A 16,139-nucleotide genomic window follows, 5' to 3' on the forward strand; every position below is an offset into this window, starting at 1 on the left:
ATTCATCCTGTTATCTACTATTCGGTTACGCCGTGCGCCTCCGGTCAGGCGCGCGGATGATGCTGCTGATGCAGTTGCTTCAGTCGCTCGGTCGCAACATGGGTATAAATCTGCGTCGTGGAAAGATCGCTATGCCCCAGCAGCATCTGTACAACCCGTAAATCCGCCCCGTGGTTCAGCAAATGCGTGGCGAATGCGTGGCGTAAAACATGGGGTGAAAGTCGTTCGCTGTCAATGGAGGCAAGGATCGCATAGTGTTTGATACGATGCCAGAAGGTCTGACGCGTCATTTGCTGCGCGCGATTGCTGGGAAACAGCACGTCCGGCGTCTGACCGTTGAGCAGCCACGGTCGGCCGTGCTCCAGATAGTATTCGATCCAGTAGACCGCCTCCTCGCCCAGCGGCACCAGTCGCTCTTTATTGCCTTTGCCGATAACCCGCACCACGCCCTGGCGCAGGCTGACGTCGCCGATAGTCAGACCGACCAGTTCGGAAACGCGCAGCCCGGTGGCGTACAGCACTTCGAGCATCGCCTTATCGCGCAGTTCCAGCGGCTGTTCGATGCCGGGCGCGTTAAGCAGCGCTTCCACCTGCGCTTCGCTCAGATCTTTCGGCAGCCGCTGCGGCAGCTTAGGCGAAGCCAGAATGGCGCTCGGATCGTCGGTCCGCAGCGTCTCGCGGTACAGATATTGAAACAGCCGGCGCATGGCGCTCAACAGCCGCGCCGAGCTGGTCGCTTTGTAGCCGCCGTCGACCCGTTCGGCGAGAAACGCCTGCAGATCGGATGACTGCACGCGCAATAAATCGCTGTTATGGCGAGCCAGCCAGTCGGTCAGCGCGCGGCAATCAAGCCGGTAAGAGGCCAGCGTATTCTCCGCCAGATTGCGTTCCAGCCACAAAGCATCAAGAAATTGCTCTGTTAATGCCAGATCCTGAGATTGCATTTCCTCTCCTCGCATAACAAAAACCAATCCCATTATGCCTTATGTTCAACAAAATCGAATATATCTGTCTGCACCGAAGCCGATATCGCGGACATTTCCCCGTAATGCCCGCGATATCCCTGGCGTTGAAAAAATACTCAGGCTATGCGTAGAATACCGGTTCACTGTTGTTAAAGATAAGAAATACTTATGCAAGCCACTATCACTCCCGCCATGCCGGACGAACAGGATAACGCCGCGCCGCTCAATTCGCGCGGCAAAGTCGTTATCGCCTCGCTGGTGGGCACAGCAATCGAATTTTTCGATTTTTATATCTACGCCACCGCCGCCGTGCTGGTTTTCCCGCACATTTTTTTTCCGCAGGGCGATCCCACTGCGGCCACGCTACAGTCGCTGGCGACTTTCGCCATCGCCTTTATTGCGCGTCCGTTCGGTTCCGCGCTATTCGGTCACTTCGGCGATCGCATCGGCCGTAAGGTTACCCTGGTCGCCTCGCTGCTGACCATGGGGATTTCCACCGTCATGATCGGCCTGCTGCCCAGCTATGAAACCATCGGCATTCTGGCGCCGATGCTGCTGGCGCTGGCGCGCTTCGGCCAGGGTCTGGGGCTGGGCGGCGAATGGGGCGGCGCGGCGCTGCTGGCGACGGAGAACGCGCCGGCGCACAAACGCGCGCTGTACGGCTCGTTCCCTCAGTTGGGCGCGCCCATCGGCTTCTTCTTCGCCAACGGCACCTTCCTGCTGCTCTCCTGGCTGCTGACCGACGAGCAGTTTATGGCATGGGGCTGGCGCGTACCCTTTATTTTCTCCGCGGTGCTGGTGCTGATCGGCCTGTATGTTCGGGTTTCCCTGCACGAAACGCCGGTATTCACCAAAGCGGCGAAGGCGGGCAAACAGGTGCGGGTCCCGATGGGAACGCTGTTGAGCAAGCATCTGAAGGTCACCATCCTCGGCACCTTTATCATGCTGGCCACCTACACGCTGTTCTACATTATGACCGTGTACTCCATGACCTACGGCACCTCGCCGGTGCCGGCCGGACTCGGCTTCCCGCGCAATAGCTTCCTGTGGATGCTGATGATCGCCGTGATCGGTTTCGGTCTGATTATTCCGCTCGCAGGCTATCTGGCGGATATCTTCGGTCGTCGCAAGACAATGATCGTCGTGACCTGCCTGATGCTGGCGTTCGCCATGCTGTTCCCGTTCCTGCTCGGTTCCGGCAGCCCGTCGCTGGTTATGCTGTTCCTGATCGCCGGGATGTGCATGATGGGGCTGACTTTCGGCCCGATGGGCGCGCTGCTGCCGGAGCTCTTTCCGACCGAAGTACGCTATACCGGCGCCTCGTTTTCCTACAACGTATCGTCGATTCTCGGCGCGTCGGTGGCGCCGTATATCGCCACCTGGCTGACCGCCAATTACGGTTTGTTCTACGTCGGCCTCTATCTGGCGGCGATGGCCACGCTGACGCTGATCGCGCTGCTGGCTACTCATGAGACCCGCCATCAGTCGTTACATTAAGTCAATCCCGGAGGGAGAAGGCCCCCAGCCGTCCCCCTCCGGACTTCCCGCCGTAACGCTTTTACTTTAACTCTGCCCGCCGACAAGATTAAACTAATCAGACCGGACTGCCGGCGCGCGGTCCGCTGCCTGTCTCCTGACTCGCAGTCTGCGCCGGCGCGCTTGTTCCTTTACTGAATAAACTGAATCCACTGCTTATGAAAATTGGTCTGTTTTACGGCTCCAGCACCTGTTACACCGAAATGGCGGCTGAAAAAATCCGCGATATTCTGGGCGAAGAGCTGGTCACCCTGCATAACGTGAAAGATACCGACCCGCGCCTGATGGAAACGTACAGCGTCTTGATTCTCGGTATTCCCACCTGGGACTTCGGTGAAATTCAGGAAGACTGGGAAAATATCTGGACGCAATTGCCGACGCTCAATCTGAACGGCAAGATTGTCGCGCTGTACGGTATGGGCGACCAGCTCGGCTATGGCGAATGGTTCCTGGATGCGATGGGCATGCTGCACCAGCAGCTGGCGCAGTCGGGCGTGCGCTTTATCGGCTACTGGTCGACGGAAGGCTACGACTTTACCAGCCCCAAACCGGTAACGGCGGACGGCGCGCAGTTTGTCGGTCTGGCGCTGGACGAGGTCAACCAATATGACCTGAGCGACGAACGTCTGCAGCAGTGGTGCGAACAGATTTTGCAGGAAACGGCGGCGCTGCTGTAACCGGGCGTCGATGACGCGCGCGGCGCGGAGCAAACCGCGCCGATGACGGCTATTTGGCCAGCCAGCGGCCGGCCGCGTCGTCGCGGATAAAACTCCATGCGATAAAGCGGCTCTGTTTCTGCCCCTGCGCCATATTGACGATTTTCACCCGCAGCGCGCCCGCCGTCCGGAGCGTCCGCTGCAGCGCCGGCAGATTATCCTGGCGCGACACCAGCGTGGTAAACCACAGGCACTGCTGGGCAAACGCCTTACTTTCTTCAATCATCCGGCCGATAAAGGCCTGCTCGCCGCCGTCGCACCATAGCTCATCGCTCTGACCGCCGAAGTTACGCAGCGCCTTGTGTGCAAGACGCAGGTTGTGACGCTTCCGCTGCGTCTCCTGCAGCGCCTCATCCGCCGAGGCATAAAACGGCGGATTGCACAGCGTGGCGGCAAAGCGTTCGTTCTTGTGAATCACCCCGTGAAAAATCGCGCCGCTGTTTTTCTGGCGACGCAGACGAATCAGTCGGTTCAGCCCCGGATTCGCCTCAACAATAGCGCTGGCGACGCGTATCGCCTGCGGATTGATATCGGTGCCGGTAAAACGCCAGCCGTATTCATGCTGGCCGATCAGCGGATAAATGCAGCTGGCGCCGCAGCCGATGTCCAGAATAGAGACGTTGCGCGGAATACCGCCCGGGCTGTCGGCGGCAAGCAGATCGGCCAGATAGTGCAAGTAATCCGCCCGGCCCGGCACCGGCGGACAGAGAAAACCGTCCGGCAGGGTCCAGTTTTCGATCTGGTAGAAATGACGCAGCAGCGCCTGGTTCAGCGTTCTGACCGCGGCGGGATCGGCAAAATCCACTGAGGTTTCGCCATAAGCGTTCACTTTCACGAAGGGCGCCAGCGCCGGCAGGCTGTGCTGCAGCGCGGCGAAGTCATAGCGGGCGCGGTGTCGGTTACGGGGATGAAGCGTTGTTTTCTCAGCGGACATGGTCATTTGCCTGGTTTCATATTGCAGGGCGCATAAGATACCTGCCGCATGACGATCGGTAAATCTTTAACATCGCGGCGGGGAAAATCGGCGCGCGGGTTGCCCGTCGGCCAACGACCGCCGCTGACGCGACGGGAGGGCCAGGCACGCGCTATTGCTGAGCCCAGTCCTTGTGCTGCAATAACAGCTGGCGCAAATGGCGCCATTCCTCATTGTCCATACTGTCGGAAGCCAGCCACAGGCGTTGTTTTTTGCTGCAGCCGATTTTTTGCAGCGACAGCAGAACGCCGTTTCTCAGCATCCACGGTCGCCTGACGATGCTCCACTCCTGCTGCTGCCAGCGCAGCCGGCTTTCGCTTTGCAGTACGATTTCACCCTGGCGCACTTTGATGTTGCGCTGACTGCGGATAAAACCGAACACCACCAGCGTCACCAGCGTCAGCCACAGCGCCGAGTACCCTTCCGGCCAGGGCGCCAGCAGGATGACCAACACCAACAGACCGTGCACCAGCAGCGACAGAAACTGCATGCGCCAGGATACCCTGAGGTTACATCGCCACAAAGCCACGATCTCTGTTTCGCGTCTGGATTAGCATAATCATACGTTTTAACTCCTGATCGTCTGGCTCACCGTGATTCATCAGCCAGTTAAATAAGTCCGGGTCGTCGCATTGAAGTAAACGAACGAAGGCCTGTTTGTCGCTGTCGCTCAGTGCGTCAAACTCATGTTCAAAGAAAGGCATGATGGATATATCCAGTTCACGCATACCGCGCCGACATGCCCAATGAATGCGTGCTTTGTTATTGATGTCCACGTCTTCCACCTTATTATCGATGTTTATCCCTTAGTGTAACCCGATTTCAACGGGGGGTATCTAACTAATAGTAACACTTTGACATACTTCAACGCAGCTTCGGTAACATATCAATAATAACCGCTTGCAAAGCTGCCGCGCTCTTTTACCATTAGGCCATTCATCTCTACCGACCCAGGATCGCATTATGGCTATCACCTTTCCTTTCGCTTCACAGCCTCCGCTTGCTTCCGCCCAATTACCGGCCAGTCTGATCTCGCTGGACGACTGGGCGCTGGTCACGCTGAGCGGGCCGGACACGGAGAAATACCTGCAGGGTCAGGTAACGACCGATGTCGCCGCGCTGCCCGCCGACCAGCATGTGCTCTGCGGTCACTGTGACGCCAAAGGCAAACTGTGGAGCGACCTGCGCCTGTTTCACTACGCAGACGGGATGGCCTTTATTGAGCGCCGTAATCTGCGCGATGCACAGCTTAGCGAGCTGAAAAAATACGCCGTGTTCTCGCGCACCACCATCGCGGCCGATGATGAACGCGTCTTGCTGGGGCTGGCCGGGCAGCAGGCAAGAGAAAGTATCGCCGGCCTGTTCAGCCTCCTGCCCGACGCCGACCACCCGGTCGTCAGCGCCGACTTCGCCGGCCAACCGGCGACGCTGCTGTACTTCAGTCAGCCGCAGGCGCGCTTTCTGCTGGTGCTCAGCGTCGGCCAGGCGTCCGCGCTGCTGGAACAGACTGCGGACCGGCTGGCGCGTAATGACAGTCAACAGTGGCTGGCGCTGAACATTGAAGCCGGGCTGCCGATCATTGACAGCGTCAACAGCGCACAGTTCATCCCGCAGGCCACCAATTTACAGGCGCTGAATGGAATCAGCTTTAGTAAAGGCTGCTATGCCGGACAGGAAATGGTCGCCAGAGCGAAATATCGCGGCGCCAATAAACGGGCGCTCTACTGGCTGGCCGGCCAGGCGGATAAAACCCCCGCCGCGGGGGACGATCTTGAACTGAAACTGGGTGAAAACTGGCGCCGTACCGGCACCGTGCTGGCCGCCGTTCGTTTACGGGACGACACGCTCTGGGTGCAGGCCGTGCTGAACAACGATCTGGCGGCGGACTGCGTGCTGCGCGTGCGCGAGGACCAGAGCAGCCGGTTGAGCATTCAGACGCTGCCCTATTCGCTGGACGAAGCCTGATCGAACGGCCGGCTATGACCACCGGCCGGCGGCGCCCGCTCGCCTTCGTCAGCCGTTAATGACTCCAGTGCCCGTGCGCAGTCGCGCACGGTGTCCTGCTCCAGCACAAAGTCAATAAAACAGGCCAGCGCCGGAGAGTTCAGCTTGCGGCTCGGATACACCAGCCAGACTCCGTTGCCTTCGGCCCGCCATTCCGGCAAAACGCGCACCAGCTGTTGATTGCGCACTTCATCCTGACAAAGAAAAGACGGCAGCAGCGTGATGCCGGCGGCAGCGATGGCGCATTCCCGCGCATACAGCAGATTATCCGTCGTATGGCTATTCGGTAACGACCAGCGATAATACTCATCGCCGCGCTGCAGCACCCACGCCGGCCAGGCCCGGTGCGCAATACAGTGATGTTGCGGCAATTGCTGCGGATGGGCGATCGCGGGATACCGGCGCAGATAGTCCGGCGACGCCAGCAGATAGCGCGGCGTAGCGCCGATTGGCCGGCCAATCAGCGATGAATCCTGCGGTTTGCCGGTGCGCAGCGCGGCGTCGAATCCATCCTGCACCAGGTCGGTCAGCGTATCCGACACCAAAACCTCCAGCGATACCGCCGGGAAACGCAGCTGAAAAGCGGTTGTCAGTCGGGGCAACAGCGTAGCGCCCAATCCGGCCGGGCTGGTAATGCGCAGACGGCCGCTCGGGTTATCGCGCAGCCGCTGAATGCTGTCCTCCGCCCGCTCGCAGGCATGCATCATTTCCTGACAATGAACCAGATAGCGTTCGCCGGCAAACGTCAGATTGATGTGACGGGTAGTGCGGTTGATCAGTCGCAGACCCAGCGATTGCTCCAGTTGGCTAATGCGCTGGCTCAGGCTGGATTTCGCCAGTCCGGCCTTGCGCGCCGCCTGGGTGAAGCTGCCGCACTCCGCCACCAGCGCGAACAACGCCATATCCTGTAGCTGTTTATATCTCATTGTTCTTTTATGCCGAACGCTGCGTTAGTTATTGTCCATCTTAACAGCATTATGTTCAGGTTCTACACTACAGGGAACACTATGAGGAGAACATCATGACAGCTCACGCTATTGCCGTTGATCCGCAACACCCGGAACAGTTTATCGCTATCCAGCCCGCAATTCCCGCCCCCGGCGAGCACGATCTGCTGGTCGCGGTCAAAGCCGTCTCGGTCAACCCGGTCGACACGAAGGTGCACGCCGGTCTGTGTAAGAGCGGTCTGCAGCAGCCGCGCATCCTCGGCTGGGACGCCAGCGGCGTGGTGCTGAAAGCCGGCAGCGCCGTGCGCGGTTTTCAGGCCGGAGACGAAGTCTGGTATGCCGGCGACGTGACCCGCCCCGGCAGCAACACCAGTCATCAGTTGATCGATGCCAGAATCGTTGCCCGCAAACCGACGTCGCTGGACTGGGCCGCCGCCGCCGCCCTGCCGCTCACCGCCCTGACCGCCTGGGAAGGACTGTTCGAGCGGTTAAACATCCAGCAGGCGCGCGCCGATCAGACGCTGCTGATTATCGGCGGCGCCGGCGGCGTTGGTTCGCTGGCGATTTCGCTGGCCGCGCTGCGCAGCCCGGTCAGGGTGATCGCGACCGCGTCCCGCCCGGACTCCGTTCGCTGGTGCCGGCAGCGCGGCGCGCAGCTGGTTGTCGACTACCGCAATCTGGCGCAGGAACTGGCGCAGCACGATATCAGCCAGGTCGATTATATTTTCTGCCTGAACGACACCGACGGCCACTGGCCGGCGATCGGCAAACTCATCGCGCCGCAGGGGCAGATCTGCACCATCGTGGAAAACCAGCAGCAGCTCGACCAGGATGAGCTGAAACGTAAGAGCGCGGCGCTGCACTGGGAATTTATGTTTACCCGCAGCATGTTCAACACGCCGGATATCGCTCGTCAGGGGGAAGTTTTGCAGCAGGTGGCGAAACTGGTGGATGAAGGGAAACTGCAGGGCACGCTCAGCGAAACGCTGCACGGGCTAACGGTGGAAACACTGCAGCAGGCGCACCGAAAAGTGCTCGACGGCCATATGCGCGGCAAGATCACTATCACGCTGTAAGGCAGATAAAAAAGACAGCCCTTACGGGCTGTCCCGGCCTGATGACCAGTTCGCATCAGGGAGCGCGCGGCGAGCGGGTGTCACGCCGTTAGCCGCCGAAGCGCCCCTCTCTGCGGCGGGCCGACCTATCCCGTGATCACTGGCGATGTTGTCGACAGCCTCAGACAGCCCTTACGGGCTGTCCCGGCCTGATGACCAGTTTGCATCAGGGAGCGCGCGGCAAGCGGGTGTCACGCCGTTAGCCGCCGAAACGCCCCTCTCTGCGGCGGGCCGACGTATCCCGTGATCATTGGCGATGTTGTCGACAGCCTCAGACAGCCCTTGCGGGCTGTCCCGTACGGCGCAGAGCAATCAGTACAGCAGACGGGCGCGAATGGTACCGGGGATAGATTTAAGCATCTGCAGAACGACATCAGCCTGCTCAGTTTGCACATCAATGACCACATAACCAATCTCAGCGCTGGTCTGCAGGTACTGAGCGGCGATGTTGACGTCTTTGCCGGCAAAAATCTGGTTAATGCTGTTCATCATGCCCGGACGATTCTCATGGATGTGCAACAGGCGGCTGGCGCGCGCGCTGTGAGTCGGCAGCGAGACTTCCGGGAAATTGACCGCAGACAGCGTTGAACCGTTGTCGGAATATTTCGCCAGTTTACCGGCGACTTCGGTGCCGATGTTTTCCTGCGCTTCCTGCGTGGAGCCGCCGATATGCGGCGTCAGCAGCACGTTGTCAAATTCGCATAGCGGAGATTTAAACGGATCGTCCGGGTTATTGTTGCTGGCCGGCTCCTGCGGGAACACGTCGATGGCCGCGCCTGACAGATGCTTGCTGCTCAGCGCTTCAGCCAGCGCCGGGATATCCACCACCGTACCGCGCGAAGCGTTAATCAGCATGGCGCCGGGTTTCATCAGCGCCAGCTCTTCCGCGCCCATCATGTTCTGAGTGCTTTCCGTTTCCGGCACGTGCAGACTGACCACGTCGCTCATATTCAGCAGATCGGACAGATGGCTAACCTGCTGCGCATTGCCCAGCGGCAGTTTGCTTTCAATGTCGTAAAAATAAACGTGCATCCCCACGCTTTCCGCCAGGATACCCAGCTGCGTGCCGATATGCCCGTAGCCGATGATGCCCAGTTTTTTACCGCGCGCTTCAAACGAACCCACAGCCTGTTTGTGCCATATGCCGCGATGCGCCCGGGCATTCGCCGCCGGGATACCGCGCAGCATCAGCAGCAGTTCGCCCAGCACCATTTCCGCTACGGAACGGGTGTTGGAAAAAGGCGCGTTAAAGACCGGAATACCGCGACGGGTTGCGGAAGGCAGTTCAACCTGGTTAGTCCCGATGCAGAAACAGCCGACGGCGATCAGCTTTTCCGCGGCCGCGAAAATTTCTTCGGTAAGGTGGGTGCGTGAACGGATACCAACGAAGTGGGCATCACGGATTGAGGCTTTCAGCGACTCAGGATCCAGTGAACCTTTATGATATTCGATGTTGGTATAACCTGAGTCGCGTAAAGTGTCCAGCGCGCGTTGATGAACGCCTTCAAGCAGCAAAAACTTAATTTTATCTTTTTCCAATGATACTTTTGCCATTTCCTGACCTTTATGTTTCTGACCTATAATTGCGGCAGTTGCCAAATACTCCTCCTGCCACCATAACAAAAATTCCGCCGTCGGCAATACAAACGATTGCCTGCCCCGGCCTGTCCCGCCCACCCATAACGAATGTTTATGGCAAAAAATACTGCGAAAGAACGGACCAACCGGATCAGGGATGAAAAAAGGTGAAAAATGTGACATTAATCACTAAATTTTAGTGACGAAAACAAAAAGCGATTGATGCGCGCTTATCCCCTTCCTCTTTCGGTTTGTCGGCGCATTGACCGCGGTGCATTGTTTCCGGGCTCCGCTCAGGGAGCCAGCGCAAACCGCCTTCCGCTAAGCAAAATTATTGAGAATCCTTAACGGTCTTCACGCCGTCCGCCGTTCCCACCAGCGCAATATCCGCGCCCCGGTTGGCGAACAGCCCGACGGTTACGACGCCTGCAATTCCGTTGATGGCATTCTCCAACGCAACCGCATCGATAATGCTCAGATTGTGAACATCCAGAATAACATTACCGTTATCCGTTACCACCCCCTGACGATAAATTGGCTGACCGCCCAGCTTGACCAGTTCCCGTCCGACATAAGCGCGCGCCATCGGGATGACTTCGACCGGAAGAGGGAAACGCCCGAGAATATCGACCTGTTTAGAGGCATCGACGATACAGATAAACTGACGGGCGATGGCGGCAATGATTTTTTCACGCGTCAGCGCCGCGCCGCCGCCTTTGATCATTTGCATATAGGGATTGATCTCATCAGCGCCGTCCACATAAATATCCAGCGCATCGACTTCATTACAGTCAAACACCTGAATGCCCAGGCTTCTAAGTTTCGCCGTCGAGGCGTCGGAGCTGGAAACCGCCCCTTCAATCTGATGTTTGATCGAACCGAGCGCGTCGATAAAATGCGCCGCGGTGGAGCCGGTCCCCACGCCGACGATGGTGCCGGGGCGAACGTAGTCGAGCGCCGCCCAACCCACAGCTTTTTTCAGTTCTTCCTGCGTCATGATATGTTTTATGCCTGTGCTACGAAAACGTGTGCGTATTATAAAGCAAGCGCCGCGCTAAGGGACATGAATTCCCTGAACGGCATCACGTTATTCACCGGCCGGTTAAGGTTTTCCACAGATATTAACGCGGTGATAAGATAAAAATATGGCATAGTGGCTCAATCGACTTCACTCAGGGGACCTTCCACTTTCATGAAACGCCCGGACTATCGCACGCTTCAGGCTCTGGATGCCGTTATTCGCGAGCGTGGTTTTGAACGCGCCGCGCAGAAGCTTTGCATTACCCAGTCGGCGGTATCGCAACGCATCAAACAGCTGGAAAATCTGTTCGGCCAACCGCTGCTGGTGCGCACTATCCCGCCGCGGCCGACCGAACAGGGGCAAAAGCTGCTGGCGTTACTGCATCAGGTGGAACTGCTGGAAGAAGAGTGGCTGGGGAATGACAACGGCAATGAGATCCCTCTGTTGCTGTCGCTGGCGGTCAACGCCGACAGTCTGGCGACCTGGCTGCTGCCCGCGCTGCAGCCGGTGCTGGCGGATTCGCCTGTGCGGTTGAATTTGCAAGTGGAAGACGAAACCAGAACGCAGGAACGCCTGCGGCGCGGCGAAGTGGTCGGCGCCGTCAGTATTCAGCCCCAACCGCTGCCCAGTTGTCTGGTCGATCAGCTGGGCGCGCTGGACTATCTGTTCGTGGCGTCGCCCACCTTCGCCGCGCGCTATTTCCCCAACGGCGTCACGCGTTCCGCGCTGCTGCGCGCGCCGGCCGTCGCCTTTGACCACCTTGACGATATGCATCAGGCTTTTTTGCAGCAGAATTTCGATCTGCCGCCCGGCAGCGTTCCCTGTCACATCGTTAACTCTTCCGAAGCCTTTGTGCAACTGGCGCGTCAGGCCACCACCTGCTGCATGATCCCGCATCTGCAGATAGAAAAAGAATTGGCCAGCGGAGAGCTGATTGATTTAACGCCGGGGCTGCTGCAGCGCCGCATGCTGTACTGGCACCGCTTCGCGCCGGAAAGCAGGATGATGCGCAAAGTGACCGATGCGCTGCTCGCCCACGGCCACCAGGTACTGCGTCAGGTTTAAGCGGCCGGGCGGCCGCTGGCGAGATTAGGGATTGCGTTGCAGTTCGAACACCACATCCACCTGATCGTCGAAATGAATGCTTTGCTGTTCGTAGGTTTGCGCCGCTTCCGTCTGCAGAACGGCGTCCGCCGCCTTAAACATGCGCGTTACCGGCATCGGCTGATAGTTGGCGACATGATAACGGATGCTGTAAATCGGCCCCAGCGCGGCGTTAAATCCGCCGGCCAACGACTGAGCCTGCAGTTTAGCCTGCTCGATAGCTTTCTGCTGCGCCTGCTTGCGGTAGACTTCCGGTTCCGCCACGCCCAGTTCCACCGTGCGGATCTCGTTCAGGCCGGCTTTCAGCGCGCCGTCCAGCAGATCGTTTAGCTTGTCCAACTGGCGGACCGTCACCTCAACCTGACGCACCGCGCGATAGCCTTTCAGCACGGAACCCCCGTCCTTGAGATAATCATATTCCGGTTGCGTACGCAGATTGGCGGCATTAATGTCCTTTTTCTCAATCCCGTTGCCGGCAAGAAAGTCAAAGTACTTCGCCACGCGCGCGTCGACCTGTTTTTTCGCATCGGCCGCGTCGCGGGACGACACGTTGACCTCTATCGCCAGCCGGGCGATATCCGGGGTCGCGTCAACGCTGGCGGAGCCCGAGGTAACAATATGCGGCCCGTCAGGAAGTTCTGCGGCCAGTGCGGCGGCGGAGAATCCGCCCAGTCCTATCATAGCGGCCAGAGCCAGTGCTTTTAGCTTCACGTTATCCTCTTTATTTTACTGTGCTGACAGAACCGCATCAGGACCGGCGGCGCGTTTGCAACGCCTGCGTGTCTTTTGCCCGGTCTTCTGCGGTGACGATGACCCATGCTGCAGCATATCGCACCATCAGGTAGATAAAATATAGGATAACTTCCGAATATTTACGACCCGCCCACCATATCATGCCAGCCATAATGGGCCAGCTGCAGCGCGATGGCCCACATCACCAACCCCACCAGCAGATTAATAATCCGCTGGCAACCAGGCCGGCTGAGCCAGGGCGCCAGCCACGCCGCCAGCAGCGCGAGCGAAAAGAACCACAGCAGCGAAGCGCTGATCGAACCAAACACAAACCAGTAACGCGCCGCCTCGCTCAGCTGTCCGCCCAGGCTGCCCTGTATGACGAAGGTATCCAGATAGACATGCGGATTGAGCCAGGTCACCGCCAGCATGGTTGCGACGATGCGCCAGCGGCCCTTGCGCAACGTTTCACTCTGCGTTTGAGGAGGGCGTTGACTGAACGCGCTGCGCATCGCGCCCCAGCCATAGCACAACAAGAAGGCCACGCCGCCCCAGGTCACCGCCATCATCGCCAGCGCCGACTGGCTAAGCAGCGCGCTGCCGCCGAACACCCCGGCGCAGATCAGCACCACATCGCTAAACGTACACAGCGCGGCAATCATCAGATGATACTGACGCCGGATACCCTGGTTCATGACAAAGGCATTCTGCGGTCCCAGCGGAATAATCATCGCCGCGCCTAAGGCAAATCCTTGTAAGTAAACTGAAAGCATAAGCACACTACCCTGATCTGCAGTTGAATATGCCAGGCAGTGTAAAAGGTCACAATCATTAATTGAAATTTAAAATTCTAATTATTTATTAGAATATCTAATAATAAGAGCCAGCCGGCGCGCTTAATCGCTGGTGACGAACCCCAGCTCGTGAGAAATCAGCCCGGCCGTCTCCAGAATCGGTTTTTCCAGCGACTTCTGCCCCATTTGCTGCAGTTTCGCCGTCGGCAACGATACAGAGATGGCATACGGTACCCTTTGCTGAATATCGAATACCGGCGCCGCGATACAGGAAACGCCCAGCTCATTTTCCTCCCGGTCCATGGCCAGCCCGAGCCGGCGAATATCGGCCAGTTCCTGATGCATTTTATCCAGCGAGGTAATGGTATTGCGGGTCAGTTGCTGAATATCCTGCTGGTGGCTTTGCCAGTAGTGTTCCAGATAGTCGCGCTTGCCGTAGGCCAGGAAAATTTTGCCCATCGCCGAACAATACAGCGGCATATGCTGGCCGATATAGGCGCGGGTGCGCATCATACCCGTCGTCGGCTCCAGCTTATAAATCAGGATTACGTGATCATCCTCCCGGCTGGAAAAATTAACCGTTTCTCCGACGGCCAGATTCAGCCGCTCCAGATGGGGCGAGGCAACGTGCAAAATATTGAGCGACGAGAGCGCCTTCTGCCCTATGGAAATAAACCGGGTGGTGAGACGATAGCTGCCGGGTGACGGCGCCTGAGTGACATAGCCGCAGGAATGCAGCCCCTGCAGCAGACGATGGACGGTGCTTTTGTTCATGCCGGCCAGTTCAGACAGATGGGCCAGCGGACAGCCATTTGGAAAATCACTCAATATCTCAATCAATTGCAAACCACGGAACAGGCTCTGGCTGCCGGGCGGTTTCTCTTTTTTCGCGTCGTTTTCATCCACATTTTTTGCGCACATAGCACAAGACTCCCGGTTCTATTGTTCTGATGGTGCTGCAGATCCCCTCGCAGCGTGAAGCATCCGGACGACGACCGTATCTCCGTCGTATAGCCCGAACGGGCCGGCCGCACATCACACGTCAAGAAATGATCACTCATAATTTCAGGCTGATGACAAAACTCGTTATCAGGGAGAGCGCGGCGAGGAGCCGTAGCGGCGTTAACCGCCGCCCCCCGGCGCGGCAGGGCCGGGCATCCCGGTCTCGTCGGCGACATAAAATGATGACCAATCATTTTTTAATTAAAACGAACGCGTTGCTTTACCGCTCGCTCAGCGGCCATATTTTTTGGAATTATATTCCGCGATATGAAATACACTAAATGATTTAAGCTGCAGGAAAAAAAGTTATCGCGTTGAACAACGCAACGCGTTAGCCCTTTATCAGCGAAACGCACGAAGTCGATGGCGCCGCGTAACGCGGCAAGCGAGGAACGAACTAACCGGGAACGAATTTGTCCAGCCAACGGCTGGACTTCGGTGAGAAACAGGATATCTCGAATTAACCCCCGACGAACTTACGCCGGTATGTAATTCGGGCGGCAAATCATCGGATGCGGATTTGCACGCTGCTGGAGGCGGCCGCGCAGAGGCGAGGACCAGCGACGGGCCGGGTAATTGCATTCAGCCAACATGCCTGCAATCTGAACTATGCCGGAGGAATACCGGGGAAGCCTTCCCCGGTCAGCCAGCGACTTATGCCTGCTCCGGCGCGTTAACCTTGTGCAGGTGAACGTCCATTTGCGGATAAGGAATACCGATATTGTGCTGGTCCAGCGCGCGTTTGAAGTTTTCCATTAGATCCCAGAAAACGTCCTGCGCATCGCCGTTGGTCGTCCAGACCCGGACAACGAAGTTCAGGGAAGAGGCCGCCATCTCGTTCAGGCGGATCGTCACGCCCTTTTCGTGCTGAATGCGCTTATCTTCGGCGATAATATCGCCCAGCACTTTTTTCACTACATCGATGTCGGCATCATAGGCCACGCCCACAATAATTTCCGTACGGCGGTTAGGCTCACGCGAGCTGTTGATAATATTGCCGGCAATGATTTTACCGTTCGGCACAACAATAATCTTGTCATCCACCGTACGCAGCGTGGTGGAGAAAATCTGCACCTGCAGCACCGTACCGGCGACGCCGCCCAGATCCACCGTCTCACCGGTGCGGAACGGGCGGAAGACCACCAGCAGCACCCCGGCGGCCAGGTTGGACAGCGAGCCCTGCAGAGCCAGACCAACGGCTAAACCGGCGGCGCCCAACACGGCGATAACCGACGCCGTTTGCACCCCAATCCGGCTCAGCGCGGCGATCAGCGTAAAAGCGATAATCCCATAGCGCACCAGCGCGGCAAGGAAGTCGGCCACGGTCGCGTCTATCGAACGGCTCACCATCAGGCGGTTAAGCGTCTTCGACACCACGCGCGCCACCAGCATACCGGCAATCAAAATCACCAGCGCGGCGACGATGTTCACCACGTATTGCAGCAACAGTTCCTGGTTGGCGCTCAGCCAGTTCTCCAGTTTACCGACGCTCGCAGCAACGTTCAGTTCTTCCATTTAAAACCCCTGTAGATTGACTCTGCGCGTCATCGCGCGTTTCACACCAAAAATTTACAGCCTTAACGAAATAAGGCTCCTTAACGGAGCCTTATTTCTATACCCATTATACTTCAGACTGCGGGAATCCGGCTGGC

General features: G+C 58.0%; 16 protein-coding genes. 5 read left to right on the forward strand and 11 right to left on the reverse strand.

Translation table 11 applies throughout. From position 1 onward, the window contains the following. Positions 1-44: 44 nt before the first annotated feature. A complete protein-coding gene (gene xerD, locus FJU30_RS17100; RefSeq protein WP_150436188.1) occupies positions 45-944 on the reverse strand; it encodes a site-specific tyrosine recombinase XerD in 900 nt (299 codons plus the stop codon). A gap of 189 nt (positions 945-1,133) precedes the next feature. On the opposite strand from xerD, the gene FJU30_RS17105 reads away from it, so the two are divergent. Both FJU30_RS17105 and fldB read left to right on the forward strand, forming a co-directional pair. Continuing rightward, a complete protein-coding gene (locus tag FJU30_RS17105; protein ID WP_150436189.1) occupies positions 1,134-2,462 on the forward strand; it encodes an MFS transporter in 1,329 nt (442 codons plus the stop codon). Between the two features lie 197 nt (positions 2,463-2,659). Next, entirely contained in the window at positions 2,660-3,178 is a 519-nt protein-coding gene (gene fldB / locus FJU30_RS17110) for a flavodoxin FldB (RefSeq protein ID WP_150436190.1), read from the forward strand. Positions 3,179-3,227: 49 nt separating this feature from the next. On the opposite strand, the gene rlmF is transcribed toward fldB, so the two are convergent. The 3 genes from rlmF to sdhE form a co-directional block, all read right to left on the reverse strand. Further along, on the reverse strand, positions 3,228-4,157 hold the full coding sequence (gene rlmF / locus FJU30_RS17115) for a 23S rRNA (adenine(1618)-N(6))-methyltransferase RlmF (protein WP_150436191.1): 930 nt from the start codon (positions 4,155-4,157) through the stop codon (positions 3,228-3,230). 145 nt (positions 4,158-4,302) lie between these two features. Next, complete coding sequence (locus FJU30_RS17120; protein ID WP_150436192.1) at positions 4,303-4,719, reverse strand: protein YgfX; 417 nt, start codon at positions 4,717-4,719, stop codon at positions 4,303-4,305. Beyond that, complete coding sequence (sdhE, locus tag FJU30_RS17125; protein ID WP_150436193.1) at positions 4,700-4,966, reverse strand: FAD assembly factor SdhE; 267 nt, start codon at positions 4,964-4,966, stop codon at positions 4,700-4,702. Before sdhE ends, FJU30_RS17120 begins: the two co-directional genes overlap by 20 nt. Positions 4,967-5,153: 187 nt before the next feature. Here sdhE and ygfZ point away from each other — a divergent pair, with 187 nt between their 5' ends. Continuing rightward, positions 5,154-6,155: a tRNA-modifying protein YgfZ gene (gene ygfZ / locus FJU30_RS17130; RefSeq protein ID WP_150436194.1), complete on the forward strand. Its 1,002-nt coding sequence runs from the start codon at positions 5,154-5,156 to the stop codon at positions 6,153-6,155. Here ygfZ and FJU30_RS17135 read toward each other — a convergent pair. Continuing rightward, positions 6,134-7,120 carry a LysR family transcriptional regulator gene (locus FJU30_RS17135; protein WP_150436195.1) on the reverse strand — a complete coding sequence of 329 codons (987 nt, stop codon included), beginning with the start codon at positions 7,118-7,120 and terminating at the stop codon, positions 6,134-6,136. The genes ygfZ and FJU30_RS17135 overlap by 22 nt on opposite strands. Positions 7,121-7,215: 95 nt before the next feature. Here FJU30_RS17135 and FJU30_RS17140 point away from each other — a divergent pair, with 95 nt between their 5' ends. Next, positions 7,216-8,217 (forward strand): zinc-binding alcohol dehydrogenase family protein, encoded by a 1,002-nt coding sequence (locus FJU30_RS17140; protein ID WP_150436196.1) that lies wholly within the window; start codon positions 7,216-7,218, stop codon positions 8,215-8,217. 351 nt (positions 8,218-8,568) lie between these two features. Here the strand turns inward: FJU30_RS17140 and serA are convergent, their stop codons facing one another. Continuing rightward, positions 8,569-9,810 carry a phosphoglycerate dehydrogenase gene (gene serA, locus FJU30_RS17145; RefSeq protein ID WP_150436197.1) on the reverse strand — a complete coding sequence of 414 codons (1,242 nt, stop codon included), beginning with the start codon at positions 9,808-9,810 and terminating at the stop codon, positions 8,569-8,571. Positions 9,811-10,165: 355 nt separating this feature from the next. Then, entirely contained in the window at positions 10,166-10,831 is a 666-nt protein-coding gene (rpiA, locus tag FJU30_RS17150) for a ribose-5-phosphate isomerase RpiA (RefSeq protein ID WP_150436198.1), read from the reverse strand. A 195-nt stretch (positions 10,832-11,026) separates the two neighbouring features. Between rpiA and FJU30_RS17155 the strand changes: the two genes are divergently transcribed. Then, positions 11,027-11,920 (forward strand): LysR family transcriptional regulator ArgP, encoded by an 894-nt coding sequence (locus FJU30_RS17155; protein ID WP_150436199.1) that lies wholly within the window; start codon positions 11,027-11,029, stop codon positions 11,918-11,920. Between the two features lie 24 nt (positions 11,921-11,944). Here FJU30_RS17155 and FJU30_RS17160 read toward each other — a convergent pair whose 3' ends face one another. The 4 genes from FJU30_RS17160 to mscS all read right to left on the reverse strand — a co-directional run bounded on the left by FJU30_RS17160 (position 11,945) and on the right by mscS (position 16,002). Next, positions 11,945-12,670 carry an oxidative stress defense protein gene (locus tag FJU30_RS17160; RefSeq protein ID WP_150436200.1) on the reverse strand — a complete coding sequence of 242 codons (726 nt, stop codon included), beginning with the start codon at positions 12,668-12,670 and terminating at the stop codon, positions 11,945-11,947. Positions 12,671-12,831: 161 nt separating this feature from the next. Then, a complete protein-coding gene (gene argO, locus FJU30_RS17165; RefSeq protein WP_150436201.1) occupies positions 12,832-13,464 on the reverse strand; it encodes an arginine exporter ArgO in 633 nt (210 codons plus the stop codon). A gap of 123 nt (positions 13,465-13,587) precedes the next feature. Beyond that, positions 13,588-14,406 (reverse strand): IclR family transcriptional regulator, encoded by an 819-nt coding sequence (locus FJU30_RS17170; protein WP_150436202.1) that lies wholly within the window; start codon positions 14,404-14,406, stop codon positions 13,588-13,590. A 735-nt stretch (positions 14,407-15,141) separates the two neighbouring features. Continuing rightward, on the reverse strand, positions 15,142-16,002 hold the full coding sequence (gene mscS / locus FJU30_RS17175) for a small-conductance mechanosensitive channel MscS (protein ID WP_150436203.1): 861 nt from the start codon (positions 16,000-16,002) through the stop codon (positions 15,142-15,144). Between the last annotated feature and the right edge of the window lie 137 nt (positions 16,003-16,139).

This window comes from Affinibrenneria salicis, from assembly GCF_008710095.1.